Genomic DNA, 16,828 nt, shown 5'->3' on the forward strand with positions numbered 1-16,828 from the left:
CGAACCGTCGTCGGGCCGCAGTCGACGCCGCGACCGGGTCAGCGGCCGGCGGACTCGTCGGCCGCAGCGATGGCCGGGTGCATGGATGCGAGTGTGCCCAGCCAGGCCAGGATCGCCGCGTTCCAGGCCGCAGGGTCGTAGTTCCAGAGCTTGGTGTGGGTGGCCTCGGCGAACGGCACCAGGGTGACGATGTCCGGGCGCGCCTCGGCCAGCAACCGGGACGGCGCGGACGGAACGTACCCGTCGTCGTCGCTGTGCAGGATCAGGATGGGCAGGCTCAGGTCGGCCGCGCGCGCCACGAAGTCGAGCCTGGGCAGGTCGATCGGCAGGTGCAGACCCGTCACCACCCGGCCCCAGCGGTGCGCCATGATGCCGAGGGCGCCTCGCACCACGATTCGGGGAAGCCGCAGCAGCACCGCCTGGTAGGCCACGACATCCGCCCAGTCGATGACGGGTGAATCGAGCACGATGCCGACCAGCCGGCCGTCGTGCCTGGCGCGGGTGGCGGCCTGCAGCGAGATCGCACCGCCCATGGACCAACCCATCAGCACAATGCGGGTGGCACCGTTCGCTGCCGCGAAGTCGATCGCGGCCTCGACGTCGCGCCATTCGGTGTCACCGAGGCCGAACCGGCCATCGGCGCTCGGCGGCGCCTCACCGTCGTTGCGGTAGGACACCAGTAACGAGGTGTACCCGGCCGACTGGAACACCGGAACCGCCCGGAGCGTCTCGTGCCTGCGCACCCCGCGCCCGTGTACCTGGATCACCCAGTCACCGGAATCCCGCGCGGCCGGGATGAGCCAGGCCGGAGCGTCCCCGAGGTCGGTCGGCACCGTCACGTTGCTGAATTCCACGCCCAGGTCCCAGGGGCCGAGGAAGGAGTACCCGCCGAGCCGGCCGGACACGACGGTGCTGAGGTCACCGAAGTCCACCTTCAGGACGCGTCTGGTCACCGACTTCTCGGTGCGCCGTTCGATGCCGCCCAGGCGGGCGTGGCCGGTATCGCCGGCGAACCAGAAGCTGTAGTCGCCGGGGAGGACCGCGTCGACGGTCGCCTCCAACGTGATGGTGCCGGCCGCCAGGTCGACAGCAAACACCCGGGTGTCGTCTGCCCGCTTCGATGACGGCGTGACGATCCGACGGGCCATCACGCCGGCCAGCACCCCTGCCGACACGATCGCGGCCGTACCCAGGGCCAGGGCGCCGCCCGCGAGCACCAGGGCGGCCAGGACCAGGCCGTTCGCTCGCGCCTGCCGTGCATCGGTCGCCTTCATGCCTACCTCCGGTTGTTCGGCGTGCCTCGCACCAGCGCACGGAAAAAACTCTAGTCTGCAGACGTGCCCGATTCAGAGGATCAGCCCCACCGCCCCGCGCAGTTCGCCGCGGCGCTCGACGCTATCCGTCATGCCAGTCCCCGTGCTGAGTTGATTGTCACCGAGATTGCGGCGCCGGGAAACCTCGCCCCGTTCGCCGTCGCACTGTCCGCCGATGTCACACCCGTGCGGCACGGCAGCGACTCCGACTTCGGCACCGGCCGGTTCATCCTGCTCTACGACCCCGACGAGCCCGAAAGCTGGGGCGGCCCGTTCCGGGTGGTCTGCTTCGCGCAGGCCCCGCTCGAAACCGACATCGGCGTCGACCCGTTCCTGGCCGAAGTCGCGTGGGCCTGGCTGGTGGACGCTCTCGATTCCGGCGGGGCGAACTACGCCGCCGCGTCGGGCACGGCCACCAAGATCCTGTCGTCGGGCTTCGGTGAACTCGCCCACCAGGGCGATGGCGCCCAGATCGAGCTCCGGGCGTCCTGGAGCCCGTTGGACGGCAATCTCGCCGCCCATGTGGAGGGCTGGGGTGAGCTGCTCTGCATGCTCGCGGGCTTGCCGCCGGCCGGTGAGGCGCCCAGGCCGCCGCGGCTGGGGCATCCCACCGGTGCGCCGGACCGGGGCCGCCCTGAGCACGGGATGGGTCACGGCTCCAGCGGACCCGGAGTCGATGCGCACGGTCGTTCAGAGCAGGGTCGTTCGGACCACGGTCGTTCGGATCTCGGCCAGCAGGGCCACGGCCATCCCGCACACGGTATGCCCGCCGACTCCGCCGGAATTCCGGTCGGTCCGCTCGCGCCGATCGGCCCAATCCCTGCCCCGATGCGGCGAAAAGGCCCCGGACTGCATACGCTGGGAGTTGCCGCCGGTGGCCTCGATTCCGGTGGTTCGGAAACGGTCGGTATCGACAGTATCGGCCTCACAACGCTCGGCACGCCCAGTGCCGGCAGGGAGACCGTGGGAATGAACACCGCCGGCACCAACACCGTCGCTGAGTACATCACCGAATCCGGCATCAGCGCCGGCTCCTCGATCGATGGCACCAGTGCGCTCAACCCGACACTCAGCACCGCACCGGCCGAGCCGGACCTGGCTGCCGCCAGCGATGGCGGTACCAGCGCGGGAATCACGCGAGCGCCGGGTATGAACGCGCCGGGCGGCCGCACCGTCGGCGTCGCAGACTTGTCAGCACATCGTGCCTCTCGTGCCTGAGCACGAGGTCATCGATACCAGGGACGCGTACCTCGCGGCTATCGACGAGCTTGCCCAGGGAACCGGGCCGATCGGCATCGACGCGGAACGTGCATCCGGTTTCACCTACTCCCAGCGCGCGTACCTGATTCAGATCTACCGCCGGGGCTCCGGTACGTTCCTCTTCGATCCGCCCCGCATCGGCGACTTCACCGAACTCAACGACGTGATCGCCGGTGAAGAGTGGATCCTGCACGCCGCAAGCCAGGACCTCGCCTGCCTCCGCGAGGTGGGACTGGACCCGACCCGCATCTTCGACACCGAGCTCGCCGCCCGCCTGCTCGGCCTGCCCAGAGTGGGGCTCGGAACCGTGGTCGAGGAACTGCTCGGCATTCACCTGGCCAAGGAACACTCCGCGGCGAACTGGTCCACCCGGCCGCTGCCGGAGAGCTGGCTGGTCTACGCGGCCCTCGACGTGGAGCTGCTGCCCGATCTGCGCGACAGCATGGTCGACCTGCTCATCGAGTCCGACAAGACCGAGATCGCCGACCAGGAATTCGCCGCCGTGCTCGCGAAGGAAGCCAAGCCCGCTCGCGCGGAGCCGTGGCGCCGCCTGTCGGGCCTGCACTCCGTGCGCGGCCAGCGCAACCTCGCCGTCGCCCGTGAGCTCTGGGTCGCCAGGGACACGCTGGCCCAGGAGCTGGACGTCTCTCCCGGCCGGCTGGTTCCCGATGCCTCCCTGGTGAGCGCCGCCCGGGTGTTGCCGACCTCCCGCACCGCACTGGCCGAACTGCGCGAATTCAACGGCAGGGCCAGCCGCACCGAACTCGACCGCTGGTGGCGCGCCATCCAGCAGGGCTTGGCCAGCGCGGACCTGCCGTCGGTGAAGGCGAATGGCGACGCCCTGCCGCCGCCCCGAGCCTGGGCGGACCGAAACCCAGAGGCGGACCTGCGGTTCAAGGCCGCCAGGGCGGCCCTCACCGCGATCTCGGAAGAGCGCCAGGTGCCGCTGGAGAACCTGCTCACCCCCGACCACCTGCGCCGGGTGTCCTGGCAGCCGCCGGAGCCCGCCGACCCCGAGACTATCGGCGATGCCCTCGCCCTCCTCGGTGCCCGCACCTGGCAGATTGAGGCCACTGCACAACTAATTGCGGATGCCTTTGTGGATGTCCACCAAACGAGCAGCGTGCCCTCGGACCCGGTTTCGTAGGAACAGTCAAAGGATTCCCTCCGGTTAATCCGTCACCCTAGGATCGTGCGATACCTGTTTTGAGTGATGGAGGCAAAGTGGCCGAGAGAACTGAAGTCGTCTTCGTGGACGGGGTTCGCACCCCGTTCGGCCGGGCCGGCGAGAAGGGTATGTACTGGAATACCCGTGCCGATGACCTGGTCGTGAAGGCCATAACCGCACTGATGGAACGAAACCCGACTGTGCCGGGTGAGCGCATCGACGATGTCGCCATCGCCGCGACCACCCAGTCCGGCGACCAGGGGCTCACCCTCGGCCGCACGGCAGCGCTTCTGGCCGGTCTGCCGGTCTCGGTGCCCGGCTTCGCGATCGACCGGATGTGCGCCGGCGCGATGACATCGGTGACCACGATGGGTGCCGCGATCGGTTTCGGCGCCTACGATCTCGCTATCGCCGGCGGCGTCGAGCACATGGGCCGGCACCCGATGGGTTCCGGCGTCGACCCGAACCCCCGGTTCCTCAGTGAACGGCTGGTCAGCGAGGACGCCCTCAATATGGGTTCGACCGCGGAACGCATCCACGACAGGTTCCCCGCCTACACCAAGGATCGTTCTGACCGGTACGCCCTGCGCAGCCAGCAGAAGGTCGCCGCCGCGTACGAGGCCGGCAAGATCCAGCCCGACCTGGTCTCCGTCGCCACGCGCAGCGAGCAGGGTTGGGGCCTGGCCACCCGGGACGAAGCCCCTCGCCCCGAAACCACTCTTGAGGGACTCGCCGCCCTGAAGACGCCGTTCCGCCCGCACGGCCGCATCACCGCCGGTAACGCCTCCGGGCTCAACGACGGCGCCACCGCCTGCCTGCTGGCCAGCGGAGCCACCGCGAAGGAACTCGGCCTGAGCGTGAAGATGAAACTCGTGAGCTTCGCCTTCGCCGGCGTCGAACCCGAGGTGATGGGCCTGGGCCCCGTGCCCTCCACCGAGAAGGCGCTGCGCAAGGCCGGGTTGTCGATCACCGACATCGGCCTGTTCGAACTCAACGAGGCCTTCGCCGTGCAAGTGATCTCCTTCCTGGACCACTTCGGCATCGACGACGAGGATCCTCGCGTCAACGAGTACGGCGGTGCCATCGCCATCGGGCATCCGTTGGCTTCGTCCGGCGTGCGCCTGATGAACCAGCTGGCCAGCCAGTTCGCCGACCACCCCGAGGTGCGGTACGGCCTCACGGCCATGTGCGTCGGCCTGGGCCAGGGCGGCACTGTGATTTGGGAGAACCCGCACTTCAACAAGAAGGCAGCCAAGCGATGACCGACAAGATCTCACCCACGACCGACTACGCCGCCATCGATTTCGCCCCGCTCGTCGTGGTGTCGGGTGACGAGGTCGTCACCCATTCCCTCGTGCGAGACGTGCCGATCTCCGGCGGCCGCACGCTGGCGCTCGTGACCTTGGACAACGGGCGCGACCACACCCGGCCGAACACGCTCGGCCCGGTCACCCTGCTGGAGTTCAGCGGGGTGCTGGATGAGCTCACCGCCCGCGCCGGGCGGGGCGAGATCCACGGTGTGGCCGTCACCGGCAAGCCGTTCATCCTGGCCGCCGGCGCCGACCTGAGCAAGGTCAGCGAGATTCCCTCCCGCGCGGTGGGCAAGATGCTCGCTCAGCTCGGCCACTTCGCACTCGGCAAGCTCAGCACCCTGGGTGTGCCGTCGTTCGTCTTCATCAACGGGCTCGCCCTCGGTGGCGGCCTCGAGATCGCGCTCAACGCCGACTACCGCACCGTCGACGAGACCGTGCCGGCGATCGCGCTGCCGGAGGTCTTCCTCGGCCTGATCCCCGGCTGGGGTGGCTCCTACCTGCTGCCGAACCTGATCGGCATCGAGAACGCCCTCAAGGTTGTCGTCGAGAACCCGCTGAAGAACAACCGCACCCTCACCGGCGCGGATGCGCTCAAGCTGGGCATCGCCGACAAGATGTTTCGGTCAGTGAGCTTCCTCGAGGATTCGATCCGCTGGGCAGACGGCGTGATCGCCGGCAGCACGACCGTGACCCGGCCGAACACGCCCGGCAAGATCGAGCGCCTGGTCAAATGGGATGCCGCGATCGGCATCGCCCGCAAGATGCTTCAGTCCCGCATCGGCTCCGTGGCCGCCTCGCCCTATGCCGCCCTCGACCTGCTCAAGGCCGCCCGCACCGGCACCAAGGCCGAAGGCTTCGCCCGGGAAGACGACGTGCTCGCCGACCTCATCTCCGGGGATCAGCTCCAGGCCAGCATCTACTCGTTCAACCTGGTGCAGAAGCGGGCCAAACGGCCGGCCGGGGCGCCGGACAAGGCCCTCGCGCGCCCCATCGGCAAGGTGGGTGTGATCGGCGCGGGACTCATGGCCAGCCAGTTCGCCCTGCTCTTCGTGCGCCGGCTGCGGGTTCCCGTGGTGATCACCGACCTCGACCAGGCCAGGGTCGACAAGGGAGTCGCTTACATCCACGACGAAATCCAGGCCCTGCAGGGCAAGGGCCGGATCAGCCCTGACGAAGCCAACCGACTGCGTGCCCTGGTCACCGGCACCACCGACAAGGCCGACTTCGCCGACGCCGACTGGGTGATCGAGGCGGTGTTCGAGGAACTCGGGGTCAAGCAGGACGTGTTCGCGGAGATCGAGAAGCACATCTCCCCCACCGCCATCCTGGCCACCAACACCTCGTCGCTCTCGGTGGAACAGATCGGCGCCAAGCTCGCCCACCCGGAACGGCTGGTCGGGTTCCATTTCTTCAACCCGGTCGCCGTGATGCCGCTGATCGAGGTGGTGAACACCCCGGCCACCGACGAGGTGACCCTCTCCACCGCCATGGTGATCGCGGCCAAGCTGCGTAAGAACGCCGTGATCACCCGCGACACCCCCGGGTTCGTGGTCAACCGGGTGCTGGCCAAGCTGCTCGGCGAGGCCATGCACGCCGTCGACACCGGTACGCCGTTCGAGGTCGTCAATGGCGCCCTCGCCCCGTTCGGGCTGCCGATGACGCCGTTCGAACTGCTCGAGCTGGTGGGCCTCAAGGTCGGTGCGCATGTGCTCGACACCCACCACGCCGCGTTCCCCGACCGGTTCTTCGAGAGCACGAACCTGCACCGGCTGGCGGAGCACGGCAAGATCCTCGAGCGCACCTCGGCGGGCAAGGTCACCGGCTTCGACAAGACCGCCGTGAAGATCGTGGCGGGTGGCACGACACCGATGACCGCGGAGCAGATCCTGCGCCGCGTGGAGGACGGCCTGGCCGACGAGATCAAGCGGATGCTCGACGACGACGTGGTGCACGCGCCGGAGGACATCGACCTCTGCATGATCCTCGGCGCCGGCTGGCCGTTCCAGATGGGCGGCGTCACCCCGTACCTCGACCGGGTGGGCGCCAGCGAACGCGTGTTCGGGGGCACCTTCCACACCCCGCTCATCCGCGGAGTCGGCGCCGGCGTACCCGTCGCCTCGTCGGTCCTGGACTAAGCGTCGCGACCACCCGCCATCTGTTCCCCGTTCGGACAATTGCGGCCGGCGTGCCGGCCGCAATTGTCCGCGTAGGGAACAGTTAGAGTGGCGTCAGCGGTTGAGCGGGGTCATGTCGGCGTAACGGTCACCGGCCGCAGCGCCGATGGCGGAGAGCGTCGCGAGCTGCTCGGAGCTCAGCTGCAACGCATCCGCGGCCACGTTCTCCTCGAGCCGGCTCACCCGCTTGGTGCCGGGGATCGGTGCGATGTGCTCGCCCTGCGCGAGCAGCCAGGCCAGCGCGACCTGCGCCGGGGTGGCCTCGAGCTCGGCGGCGACGGCGTCGACCTGCTCCACGATGCGGATGTTCGCGGCCAGGTTCTCGCCGGCGAACCGGGGGTTGTCGCGGCGGAAGTCGCCGGCATCCAGCTGGTCGAGAGAGCGGATGGTGCCGGTGAGGAAGCCGCGGCCGAGCGGTGAGTACGGCACGAAGCCGATTCCGAGTTCGGTCACCAGCGGCAACAGTTCCTGCTCCGGGTCGCGGCTCCAGAGCGAGTACTCGGTCTGCAGGGCCGTGACGGGGTGAACGGCGTGCGCCCGGCGGATGGTGGCCGGGGCGGCCTCCGAGAGCCCGTAGTGGACGATCAGGCCCTCCTGGATGAGCTCGGCGAGGGCGCCGACGGTGTCTTCGATCGGAACGGCCGGGTCCATCCGGTGCTGGTAGTAGAGGTCGATGTGGTCGGTGCCGAGCCGCGCCAGTGAACCCTCCACCGCGAGGCGTACGTTTTCCGGGCTGCCGTCCAGGCCCCGGCTCCCGTCGCCGCGGTGCAGGATGGTGCCGAACTTGGTGGCGATCACCACCCGGTCCCTGCGGCCGGCCAGTGCCTTGCCCAGGAGTTCTTCGTTGAGGTACGGCCCGTACATCTCGGCGGTGTCGAAGAGGGTGACGCCGATGTCGATGGCCCGGTGGATGGTGCGGACCGACTCGGCGTCGTCCTGGCCGGCCCCGGAGTAGAAGGCGGACATGCCCATGCAGCCCAGGCCGAGGCGGCCGACGTCGAGCGGGGTGGAGGTGCCGAGGGTGATGTGCTTCATGCGGGGGTGTCCTTTCGGGCGTAGAGGGAGATCTTGTAGTCGATGGCGGCCAGGCTGGCCTGCATTTCTGCCAACTGCGCCACGACGGTGATGCGGTGCCGTTGCAGCAGTTCGAGCCGGTCCGCCCTGGTCTCATCGCCGAGCCGCGCCAGGTCGGCGTATGCGCGCACCTGGCTGATCGGCAGGCCGGTCGAGCGCAGCTTGGTGAGGAAGGTGATCCAGGTCAGGTCCGCCGCCGTGTAGGTGCGATGACGGGAGGATGCCCGCTGGATCGGGGCGAGCATGAGCCCCGCTCGTTCGTAGTAGCGCAGGGTGTGCACGGTAAGACCCGTGCGCTCGGCGACCTCCGAAATGGCGAGCTCTTCAGTGTGTGGGGTCATGCAGCAACCCTAGAACTTCGAGCGCGCTCGAAGTCAAGCCGGGACGAGCGGACGTGCGCCGGTTCCCCGCACAATGTTTCCCGCACAACTGTTGCCCATGCGGACTTCTGCGGCCGGCGCACCGGCCGCAGACGTCCGCTTCGGGAACAGTTGCGGGACGGGACGGGACTAGTCGCGGGGGGCTCGCTGGAGGGGGACGGTGCCGGTTTGTGAGCGATCCGCGGCGGCGTCGGCGGGCAGCGCGCGGGCGTGCGGGAGTTTGCTGCCGAGCACCATCGCGACCACGTCGCGGGCGATGTGCTGCGGGGTGAGGCCGACCCGTTCCAGGATCTCGGCCCGGGTGCCGTGGTCGAGGAATTCGTCCGGCAGCCCCAGTTCGGTCACGGCGGTGTCGACGCCGGCTTCGCGCAGGTCCTGGCGGATGCGGGTGCCGATTCCGCCGACCCTGATGCCATCTTCCAGGCTCACCACGATGCGGTGCTGGCCGGCCAGGTCGATGATGCTCTGCGGCACGGGCACGACCCAGCGCGGGTCGACGACGGTGGCGCCGATGCCCTGGGCGGCGAGCCGCTCCGCGACCTCGAGGCCCATGCCGGCCATCGGGCCGACAGTGACGATAAGAACATCCTGCTGCTTGCTGCGCAACAGCACGTCAACGCCGTCGGAGAGGCGCTCGAGGGCATCGAACTCCACGCCGGTCGACCCCTTGGGGAAACGCAGCACGGTGGGGCCGTCATCGACGAGCACGGCCTCGGCGAGTTCCTCGCGCAACCGGGTGGAGTCGCGCGGAGCGGCCAGGCGGATGTTCGGAATCACCTGCAGGATCGCGAGGTCCCACATGCCGTGGTGGCTGGGGCCGTCGGGCCCGGTGACGCCGGCCCGGTCGAGTACGAAGGTCACCCCGGCCTTGTGCAGGGCCACATCCATCAGCACCTGATCGAACGCCCGGTTGATGAACGTGGCGTACAGCGCGACAACGGGATGCAGGCCGCCATAGGCCAGGCCCGCCGCGCTGGCGACGGCGTGCTGCTCGGCGATGCCGACGTCGTGCACGCGCTCGGGAAAGCGTTCGGCCATTTTGTGCAGCCCGGTGGGCCGCAGCATGGCGGCGGTGATCGCCACCAGCTTGGGGTTGCCGGTGGCGAGGGTCAGCAGCTCGTCGGCGAACACCGAGGTCCAGGAGGGAGCCCCGGCGGACTCTGTCGGTTCGCCGGTCTCCGGGTCGATCACGCCGACGGCGTGGAACTGATCGGCCACGTCCTGCACGGCGGGGTCGTAGCCCTTGCCCTTCTGGGTGATGGTGTGCACGATCACCGGGGCGCCGTAGTCCTTCGCCTGACTGAGCGCCTCGAGCATGGCTTCCATGTCGTGCCCGTCGACCGGGCCGATGTACTTGATGTCGAGGTTGGAGTACAGCGCCTCGTTGTTGGAGAACCGGCTGAGGAAGCCGTGCATGCCGCCGCGGACACCACGGAACAGCGCCCGGCCCGGCGCACCCATGTGGTCGAACGCCTCCCGGCTGCTGATGTACGCGGCCTTGTAGCTGCGTCGCAGCCGCACGGTGTTGAGGAACCTGGCCATGCCGCCGATGGTGGGAGCGTACGAGCGCCCGTTGTCGTTGACGACGATGATCAGGCGGCGGTTGTTGTCGTCGCTGATGTTGTTCAGCGCTTCCCAGGTCATGCCGCCGGTCAGGGCACCGTCGCCCACCACGGCGATCACGTTGCGGTCGCTCTGCCCGGTCATCTCGAACGCCCGGGAGATGCCGTCGGCCCAGGACAGCGAACTGGAAGCGTGCGACGACTCCACGATGTCGTGCTCGGACTCGCGGCGTTGCGGGTAGCCGGCCAGGCCGTCAGTCTGGCGCAGGCGGCTGAAGTCCTGCCGGCCGGTGAGCATCTTGTGCACGTAGGACTGGTGCCCGGTGTCGAAGACGATGGCGTCGCGGGGCGAGTCGAAGATGCGGTGGATGGCGATGGTCATCTCGACCACACCGAGGTTCGGTCCGAGGTGACCGCCGGTCTTGGAGATCTCGGCGACAAGGAAGGCACGGACCTCAGCGGCGAGATCGACCAGCTGTTCCTTCGAGAGACCGTCGAGGTCCCGGGGACCGTGGATCGTCTCCAAAAGGGTCATAGGTGCTACCTCTCACGTTTCTGAACGCAGAACTGGCGCGCAGTTCGGATTCCCCGAGTCTACGCGCCAGCCTGAGACGATTCTGCGAATTACCGGTTAGACGAGCGAGCGCAGCACGTACTGCAGGATGCCGCCGTTGCGGTAGTAGTCCGCTTCACCCGGCGTGTCGATGCGCACGACGGCGTCGAACTCGACGACGGCCTTGCCCGGCGCAGAATGCTCGGTCGGCGTCGCGACCACGTGCACGGTCTTGGGCGTGCGGCCCTCGTTGAGCTCTTCGATGCCGGAGATCGACACGCTCTCCGTGCCGTCGAGGCCGAGCGACGCCCAGCTCTCGCCCGCCGGGAACTGCAGCGGAACAACACCCATGCCGATCAGGTTCGAGCGGTGGATGCGCTCGAAGCTCTCGGTGATGACGGCCTTGACGCCCAGGAGGCTGGTGCCCTTGGCCGCCCAGTCCCGCGAGGAACCGGAGCCGTACTCCTTGCCGCCGAAGATCACCAGCGGCGTTCCCTCAGCCTGGTAGTTCTGGCTGGCGTCGTAGATGAACGACTGCGGCGCATCCGGCTTCGTGAAGTCGCGGGTGTAGCCACCCTCGACGCCGTCGAGCAGCTGGTTGCGCAGTCGGATGTTCGCGAAGGTGCCGCGGATCATGATCTCGTGGTTGCCCCGGCGCGAGCCGTAGGAGTTGAAGTCGGCACGTTCGACGCCGTGCTCCACCAGGTACGCACCGGCCGGGCTGTCGGCCTTGATGTTGCCGGCCGGGCTGATGTGGTCGGTGGTGACCGAGTCGCCCAGCTTGGCGAGCACGCGGGCGCCGACGATGTCGGAGACCGGGGTGGTCTCCAGCGTCATGCCGTCGAAATACGGGGGCTTCCGCACGTAGGTGGAGGTGGGATCCCACTCGAAGACCTCGCTGTCGGGCGTCGGCAGTGAACGCCAGCGCTCGTCGCCCTCGAAGACCTCGCCGTACTCCTTCGTGAACATCTCGGTGTCGATCGAGCTGTCGATCGTGGACTGCACCTCGGCGGAGTCGGGCCAGATGTCCTTGAGGTAGACCTCGTTGCCATCGCTGCCGATGCCAAGCGAGTCCGTCTCGAAGTCGAAGTTCATGGAGCCGGCCAGGGCGTAGGCGATGACCAGCGGCGGGCTCGCCAGGTAGTTCATCTTGACGTCGGGGCTGATCCGGCCCTCGAAGTTACGGTTTCCGGACAGCACGGCGGTCACGGCGAGGTCGTTGTCGTTGATCGCGGCGGAAACCTCGTCGATGAGCGGACCGGTGTTTCCGATGCAGACCGTGCAACCGTAGCCGACGGTGTAGAAGCCGAGCGCCTCCAGGTCGCCCGTGAGGCCGGCCTTGGCGTAGTAGTCCGTGACGACCTTGGAGCCCGGCGCCAGGGTGGTCTTGACCCACGGCTTGGACTTGAGGCCCTTCTTCACGGCATTGCGGGCGAGGAGTCCGGCGGCGAGCATGACGGACGGGTTCGACGTGTTGGTGCAGGAGGTGATGGCCGCGACCGCGACGGCGCCGTGGTCCAGGGTGTAGCTGGCTCCGTCGGCGGTCGTGATCGGAACCGGGCTCGACACCGAGACGGGAGCATGGCTCACGTGCTGGTGGGAGATCTGGTGCGCGCTCTGCTCGTCCTGTGCCGTGAAGCCGATCGGGTCGGAGGCCGGGAAGGATGCCTCCACGGCCGCGTCCACCATGGACAGGTCGTGCGTGGCGTAGTTCTGCAGATCGATTTCGAACTGGCTCTTCGCGTTGCTGAGTTCGACGCGGTCCTGCGGACGCTTCGGTCCGGCGATCGACGGCACGACGGTGCCGAGGTCGAGCTCGAGGTACTCGCTGAAGACGGGCTCCTGGGCGGGGTCGTGCCACAGGCCCTGCAGCTTGGAGTATGCCTCGACGAGGGCGACCTGGTCCTCACTCCGGCCGGTCAGGCGCAGGTAGTCGAGGGTGACGTCGTCGATGGGGAACATCGCGGCGGTGGAGCCGAACTCCGGGCTCATGTTGCCGATGGTGGCGCGGTTGGCCAGCGGCACCTGGGCGACGCCCTCGCCGTAGAATTCGACGAATTTACCGACAACGCCGTGCTTCCGCAGCATCTGGGTGATGGTGAGCACGACATCCGTTGCCGTGACACCGGTGGGGATCGCGCCCTTGAGCTTGAAGCCGACGACCTTGGGGATGAGCATCGACACGGGCTGGCCCAGCATGGCCGCCTCGGCCTCGATGCCGCCGACGCCCCAGCCGAGCACGCCGATGCCGTTGACCATGGTGGTGTGGGAGTCGGTGCCGACACAGGTGTCCGGGTAGGCACGGAGGACGCCGCCGACTTCACGGGTGAAAGTGACGCGGGCGAGATACTCAATGTTGACCTGGTGCACGATGCCGGTTCCCGGCGGCACGACCTTGAAGTCGTTGAAAGCGGTCTGGCCCCAACGGAGGAACTGGTAGCGCTCGCCGTTGCGCTGGTACTCGAGCTCCACGTTGCGCTCGAGGGCGTTGTCGCTGCCGAACAGGTCCGCGATCACGGAGTGGTCGATGACCATCTCGGCCGGAGCGAGCGGGTTGATGGTGTTAGGGTCGCCGCCGAGGGCAGCAACGGCCTCACGCATGGTGGCGAGGTCGACGATGCAGGGCACGCCGGTGAAGTCCTGCATGATCACGCGGGCGGGCGTGAACTGGATCTCGGTGTCGGGGTCGGCCGTGGGCACCCAGGAGCCGAGGGCGCGGATGTGGTCCGCGGTGATGTTGGCGCCGTCTTCGGTGCGGAGGAGGTTCTCCAACAGCACCTTGAGGCTGAACGGCAGCTTCTGGTAGCCCTCAACGGCGTCCAGGCGAAAGACTTCATAGTCTGTCGAACCGACGCGCAGGGTGTCCCGAGCTCCAAAACTATTTACAGCAGACACGATGCCCTCTCCTTTGTGGAAACCGACGGGAAACCGTCCGCACTCCCCAATCCTGACGATGGGACGCCGAGTTTGGCCAGCAAGGGTAGCCTTACCAAACTATCTTGACGTCAAGATAATCATATCACCGATGCCTCCACCGGTTCCGGTGTCAGGGTTGCGTGCGGGTGTTGTCCTCGGCAGTGGGAGTGTCGCGGGACCCGGCCGGATCGGTGGCGGCGTAGACCGAGCGCACCATCAGCCAGGAGATCACGAGCAGTGGTGCGAAGAGCGGAATGCCCATGAGCAGCTTGGTCGCGCCGAGCCACTCCACGTTGCCGGAGTAGTACAGGGGAAGCTGCACGGCCAGGCGGAGAGCGAACAATCCAGCCCAGAGGAAGGTGAGGATGCTGAGCACCCGTCGTTTGGATGGGTTCGCCCGCCAGGCGAGCTGCTCGCCCTTGAGGAAACCGACCGCGACGCCGATCAGCGGCCAGCCGACCAGAGCGGAGACCAGCAGCACGGTGCCGTAGATGGCGTTGGTCCAGAAACCCGGCAGGTAGAAGTCCTCCGCCCGGCCGGTGAGCAGGGCCAGAACGGCGCTGATGGCGATGCCGACGAGGCCGCCGACGGCTTGGGTGACGGTCTGCTTGAGCGCGAGCCGCAGCACGAAGAACACCACCCCGATGAGCACCGGTGCGATGAGCGCAGGAATGAGGTCGAGGGTCAGGCTGTACGTGACCAGGAACACCAGGCCGGGCAGCACGGCTTCGACGATTCCCCTGATGCCGCCCATCGCGGCGAGCAGGGCATGGCCGCTGATGGGTTCGCCGTCGGCGGCCGCACTGAAGCCGGCCCGTCGTGCTGCGGCGGCCATGCTGTCGCCGAGGGCGCCGGCGGCCGGGGTCTCCGGTCCGGCGTCGTCGCCCGGGGTCCGTCGGGTGGGCTCAGACTGGGAATCCGTCATCAGGGTTCTTTCGGTGAGGCAGGGCGGGACGACCCCGGCGGGTGTGGCGGAGGTTAGGCGCCGGTGGGTTCTGCGCTGCCGGCCGGTGCGGCGGGCATCCGCAGGGGAATGAGGTCGCGAGGGGGCATCGGTGCAGAGCCGCGCACCACCACGATGCTGCGGAACAGGTCTTCGATCTGCGCTGCGGCCTCGGGCTTGATGGCGCCCTCGCCGGCGATGACCCCGCGCAGGAACCAGCGCGGGCCGTCGACGCCGATGAACCGGGCCAGACGGGTCGATCCGGCACCGGTCTGGCCGGCTGCCACGGGGATCTCGGCGACGAGCTCCGGACCGAACGGACCTTCGCGCGGGGTGGTCGAGCCGCCCTGCTTGGCGATCTGGTCGGCGATCTGGGTGCGGATCTCGTGCCACAGTCCACTCGAACGGGGCGCGGCGAAGGCCTGCACCTGCAGGGTGGAACCGGCGTAGTCCAGGCCGATGGCGACGACCCGCTTGCTGCCCTCTTCGATTTCGAGTCGGAGGTGCAGTCCTTCGCGGGGAAGGATCTTGACGCCGCCGAGGTCGACGTAGGGGCGCACGGGGTTGGCTTCTGATTCGTCGAGGGGGCCGTCGACATCACGGTCGGCCGGAGCGGACTTGGCGCTCATGTCGGGGAAGAGCTGTTCGGCTTCGGCGAGTTCGGCGCCGTCCGTTTCGGTGCTCGAGCGCGTGTCTGGGTTCACGTTGTCACTCACAGGGTTTCTCCGCTCTGGGGATCCGCCGGGTGCGGAGCCGCAATGGTAGGTGGGGTCGAATCGGCCGCTGCCTCAACCGTGGCACGGGCTGCGACGCCCGTCGAGCCGAAGCCGCCTTCTCCTCGGTGGCTACCGGGCAGGCGTTCGACGGGAACGAACACGGCGCGGGACACCGGAACGACGATCAGCTGGGCGATCCGGTCGCCGACCTCGATCGCGAAGGGTGCGGTGGCGTCGGTGTTGAGCAGGCAGACCTTGATCTCGCCGCGGTAGCCCGCGTCGACGGTGCCCGGCGAGTTCACCACGGTGATGCCGTGCTTGGCGGCGAGCCCACTGCGGGGAACGACGAAGGCCGCGTATCCATCCGGCAACGCTATCGACACTCCCGTGCCGATCAGGGCGCGTTCGCCCGGGGCCAGGATGCGCGCTTCAGCGGCGTGCAGATCGGCACCGGCGTCACCCGGATGGGCGTATGTCGGGAGAACGGACGCTGTAATCAGGACTTCGACGCTTTCAACCACGTGTCGAGGGTAGTGCAGTTATCTGGTCGAATAGACCCATGCCCGATTATCGCGAAAAACTCTGGCCATCCCCGTGGCTCTTCCTTATCGTCGCCCTCGTCATCCCGGCGAGCATCCTGATCTTTGCCCCGATCAACATGCTCGTCGGCGTGCTCACCGCGGCCGGCCTGTACCTGGGCAGCGTGCTCCTGCTGCTGCTGGCCTCGCCCACGGTGCAGGTCTCAGGCGGGGTGCTCATCGCCGGCCACGCGCGCATCGAGACCCGGCTGCTCGGCGAGGCTGTCGACTACGAGGGAGCAGAGGCCACGGCGGAGCGCGGTACCCGGCTGGATGCTCGGGCCTGGCTGTTGATCCGCGGCTGGATCACACCGGTGGTGCGGATTCCGCTCGAGGACCCCACCGACCCGGCACCGTACTGGCTGGTCTCCAGTCGCCGCCCACAGAAAATGGCCGCCGCGATCAATGGATCACGACGGCCAGCATCAAGTAACTAAGCGCGCTTTAGGCGTCGCACTCCAGGCAGACCGGGCCGAGCTTGGTCTCGTGCGACATCTGCGAACGGTGCTTCACGAGGAAGCACTCCACGCAGGTGAACTCGTCGGCCTGCGGGGGCAGAACGACGACGTCGAGGTCGAGGTCGGACAGATCGGCGCCCGGGAGGTCGAAACCACCGGGGTTGTCGGAGTCGTCAACATCAACGACACCAGACATTTTGTCGGGTACACGCTCCTTGAGGGCCTCGATCGACTCTGAGTCGTCTTCGGTCTTTCGCGGTGCGTCGTAGTCGGTTGCCATGCCCATCCATTTCATTTACGCCGATTAACGAAATCGGCGGCCATAGTTTGCAACAATCCGTGCGGAATAGCAAACCCTTCACCAACCTTTCAGGTTGGCTCTGTGGTCAACTTGCGGCACGCCCGGTGTATTCCCCGAAT

At 67.9% G+C, this 16,828-nt stretch carries 13 protein-coding genes and 1 pseudogene; 5 read left to right on the forward strand and 9 right to left on the reverse strand.

Annotated features, from left to right (window positions below):
- Positions 1–38: 38 nt before the first annotated feature.
- The gene (locus CTB96_RS13770; RefSeq protein ID WP_110127429.1) at positions 39–1,274 is read right to left on the reverse strand and encodes an alpha/beta hydrolase family protein; all 1,236 of its coding nucleotides are present in this window, start codon (positions 1,272–1,274) and stop codon (positions 39–41) included.
- A 63-nt stretch (positions 1,275–1,337) separates the two neighbouring features.
- Here CTB96_RS13770 and CTB96_RS20825 point away from each other — a divergent pair.
- The 4 genes and pseudogenes from CTB96_RS20825 to CTB96_RS13790 form a co-directional block, all read left to right on the forward strand.
- Positions 1,338–1,892 (forward strand): annotated as a pseudogene (locus CTB96_RS20825) (DUF3000 domain-containing protein); the annotation flags it as partial.
- A gap of 631 nt (positions 1,893–2,523) precedes the next feature.
- Positions 2,524–3,720 carry a ribonuclease D gene (locus CTB96_RS13780; protein WP_110128490.1) on the forward strand — a complete coding sequence of 399 codons (1,197 nt, stop codon included), beginning with the start codon at positions 2,524–2,526 and terminating at the stop codon, positions 3,718–3,720.
- Between the two features lie 77 nt (positions 3,721–3,797).
- Positions 3,798–5,003: a thiolase family protein gene (locus tag CTB96_RS13785; RefSeq protein WP_110127431.1), complete on the forward strand. Its 1,206-nt coding sequence runs from the start codon at positions 3,798–3,800 to the stop codon at positions 5,001–5,003.
- Positions 5,000–7,189, forward strand: a complete 2,190-nt coding sequence (locus CTB96_RS13790; protein WP_110127432.1) for a 3-hydroxyacyl-CoA dehydrogenase NAD-binding domain-containing protein — start codon at positions 5,000–5,002, stop codon at positions 7,187–7,189. Before CTB96_RS13785 ends, CTB96_RS13790 begins: the two co-directional genes overlap by 4 nt.
- A gap of 93 nt (positions 7,190–7,282) precedes the next feature.
- Here CTB96_RS13790 and CTB96_RS13795 read toward each other — a convergent pair whose 3' ends face one another.
- The 7 genes from CTB96_RS13795 to dut form a co-directional block, all read right to left on the reverse strand.
- On the reverse strand, positions 7,283–8,263 hold the full coding sequence (locus CTB96_RS13795; protein WP_110127433.1) for an aldo/keto reductase: 981 nt from the start codon (positions 8,261–8,263) through the stop codon (positions 7,283–7,285).
- Positions 8,260–8,643 (reverse strand): MerR family transcriptional regulator, encoded by a 384-nt coding sequence (locus tag CTB96_RS13800; RefSeq protein WP_110127434.1) that lies wholly within the window; start codon positions 8,641–8,643, stop codon positions 8,260–8,262. The genes CTB96_RS13795 and CTB96_RS13800 overlap by 4 nt, the downstream gene beginning before the upstream one ends.
- A gap of 168 nt (positions 8,644–8,811) precedes the next feature.
- Positions 8,812–10,779 carry a 1-deoxy-D-xylulose-5-phosphate synthase gene (gene dxs / locus CTB96_RS13805; RefSeq protein ID WP_110127435.1) on the reverse strand — a complete coding sequence of 656 codons (1,968 nt, stop codon included), beginning with the start codon at positions 10,777–10,779 and terminating at the stop codon, positions 8,812–8,814.
- A 96-nt stretch (positions 10,780–10,875) separates the two neighbouring features.
- On the reverse strand, positions 10,876–13,692 hold the full coding sequence (acnA, locus tag CTB96_RS13810; RefSeq protein WP_110127436.1) for an aconitate hydratase AcnA: 2,817 nt from the start codon (positions 13,690–13,692) through the stop codon (positions 10,876–10,878).
- Positions 13,693–13,843: 151 nt separating this feature from the next.
- Positions 13,844–14,638, reverse strand: coding sequence for a DUF3159 domain-containing protein (locus CTB96_RS13815; protein WP_110127437.1), 795 nt, complete (start codon positions 14,636–14,638; stop codon positions 13,844–13,846).
- 53 nt (positions 14,639–14,691) lie between these two features.
- Positions 14,692–15,285 carry a DUF3710 domain-containing protein gene (locus CTB96_RS13820; RefSeq protein ID WP_110128491.1) on the reverse strand — a complete coding sequence of 198 codons (594 nt, stop codon included), beginning with the start codon at positions 15,283–15,285 and terminating at the stop codon, positions 14,692–14,694.
- Positions 15,286–15,368: 83 nt separating this feature from the next.
- On the reverse strand, positions 15,369–15,893 hold the full coding sequence (gene dut, locus CTB96_RS13825; RefSeq protein ID WP_110127438.1) for a dUTP diphosphatase: 525 nt from the start codon (positions 15,891–15,893) through the stop codon (positions 15,369–15,371).
- 38 nt (positions 15,894–15,931) lie between these two features.
- Between dut and CTB96_RS13830 the strand changes: the two genes are divergently transcribed.
- A complete protein-coding gene (locus tag CTB96_RS13830; RefSeq protein WP_110127439.1) occupies positions 15,932–16,387 on the forward strand; it encodes a DUF3093 domain-containing protein in 456 nt (151 codons plus the stop codon).
- Positions 16,388–16,394: 7 nt separating this feature from the next.
- On the opposite strand, the gene CTB96_RS13835 is transcribed toward CTB96_RS13830, so the two are convergent.
- Entirely contained in the window at positions 16,395–16,688 is a 294-nt protein-coding gene (locus CTB96_RS13835; protein ID WP_066599570.1) for a DUF4193 domain-containing protein, read from the reverse strand.
- Between the last annotated feature and the right edge of the window lie 140 nt (positions 16,689–16,828).

It is taken from the genome of Cryobacterium arcticum, assembly GCF_003185895.1.
Classification (GTDB): domain Bacteria; phylum Actinomycetota; class Actinomycetes; order Actinomycetales; family Microbacteriaceae; genus Cryobacterium; species Cryobacterium arcticum.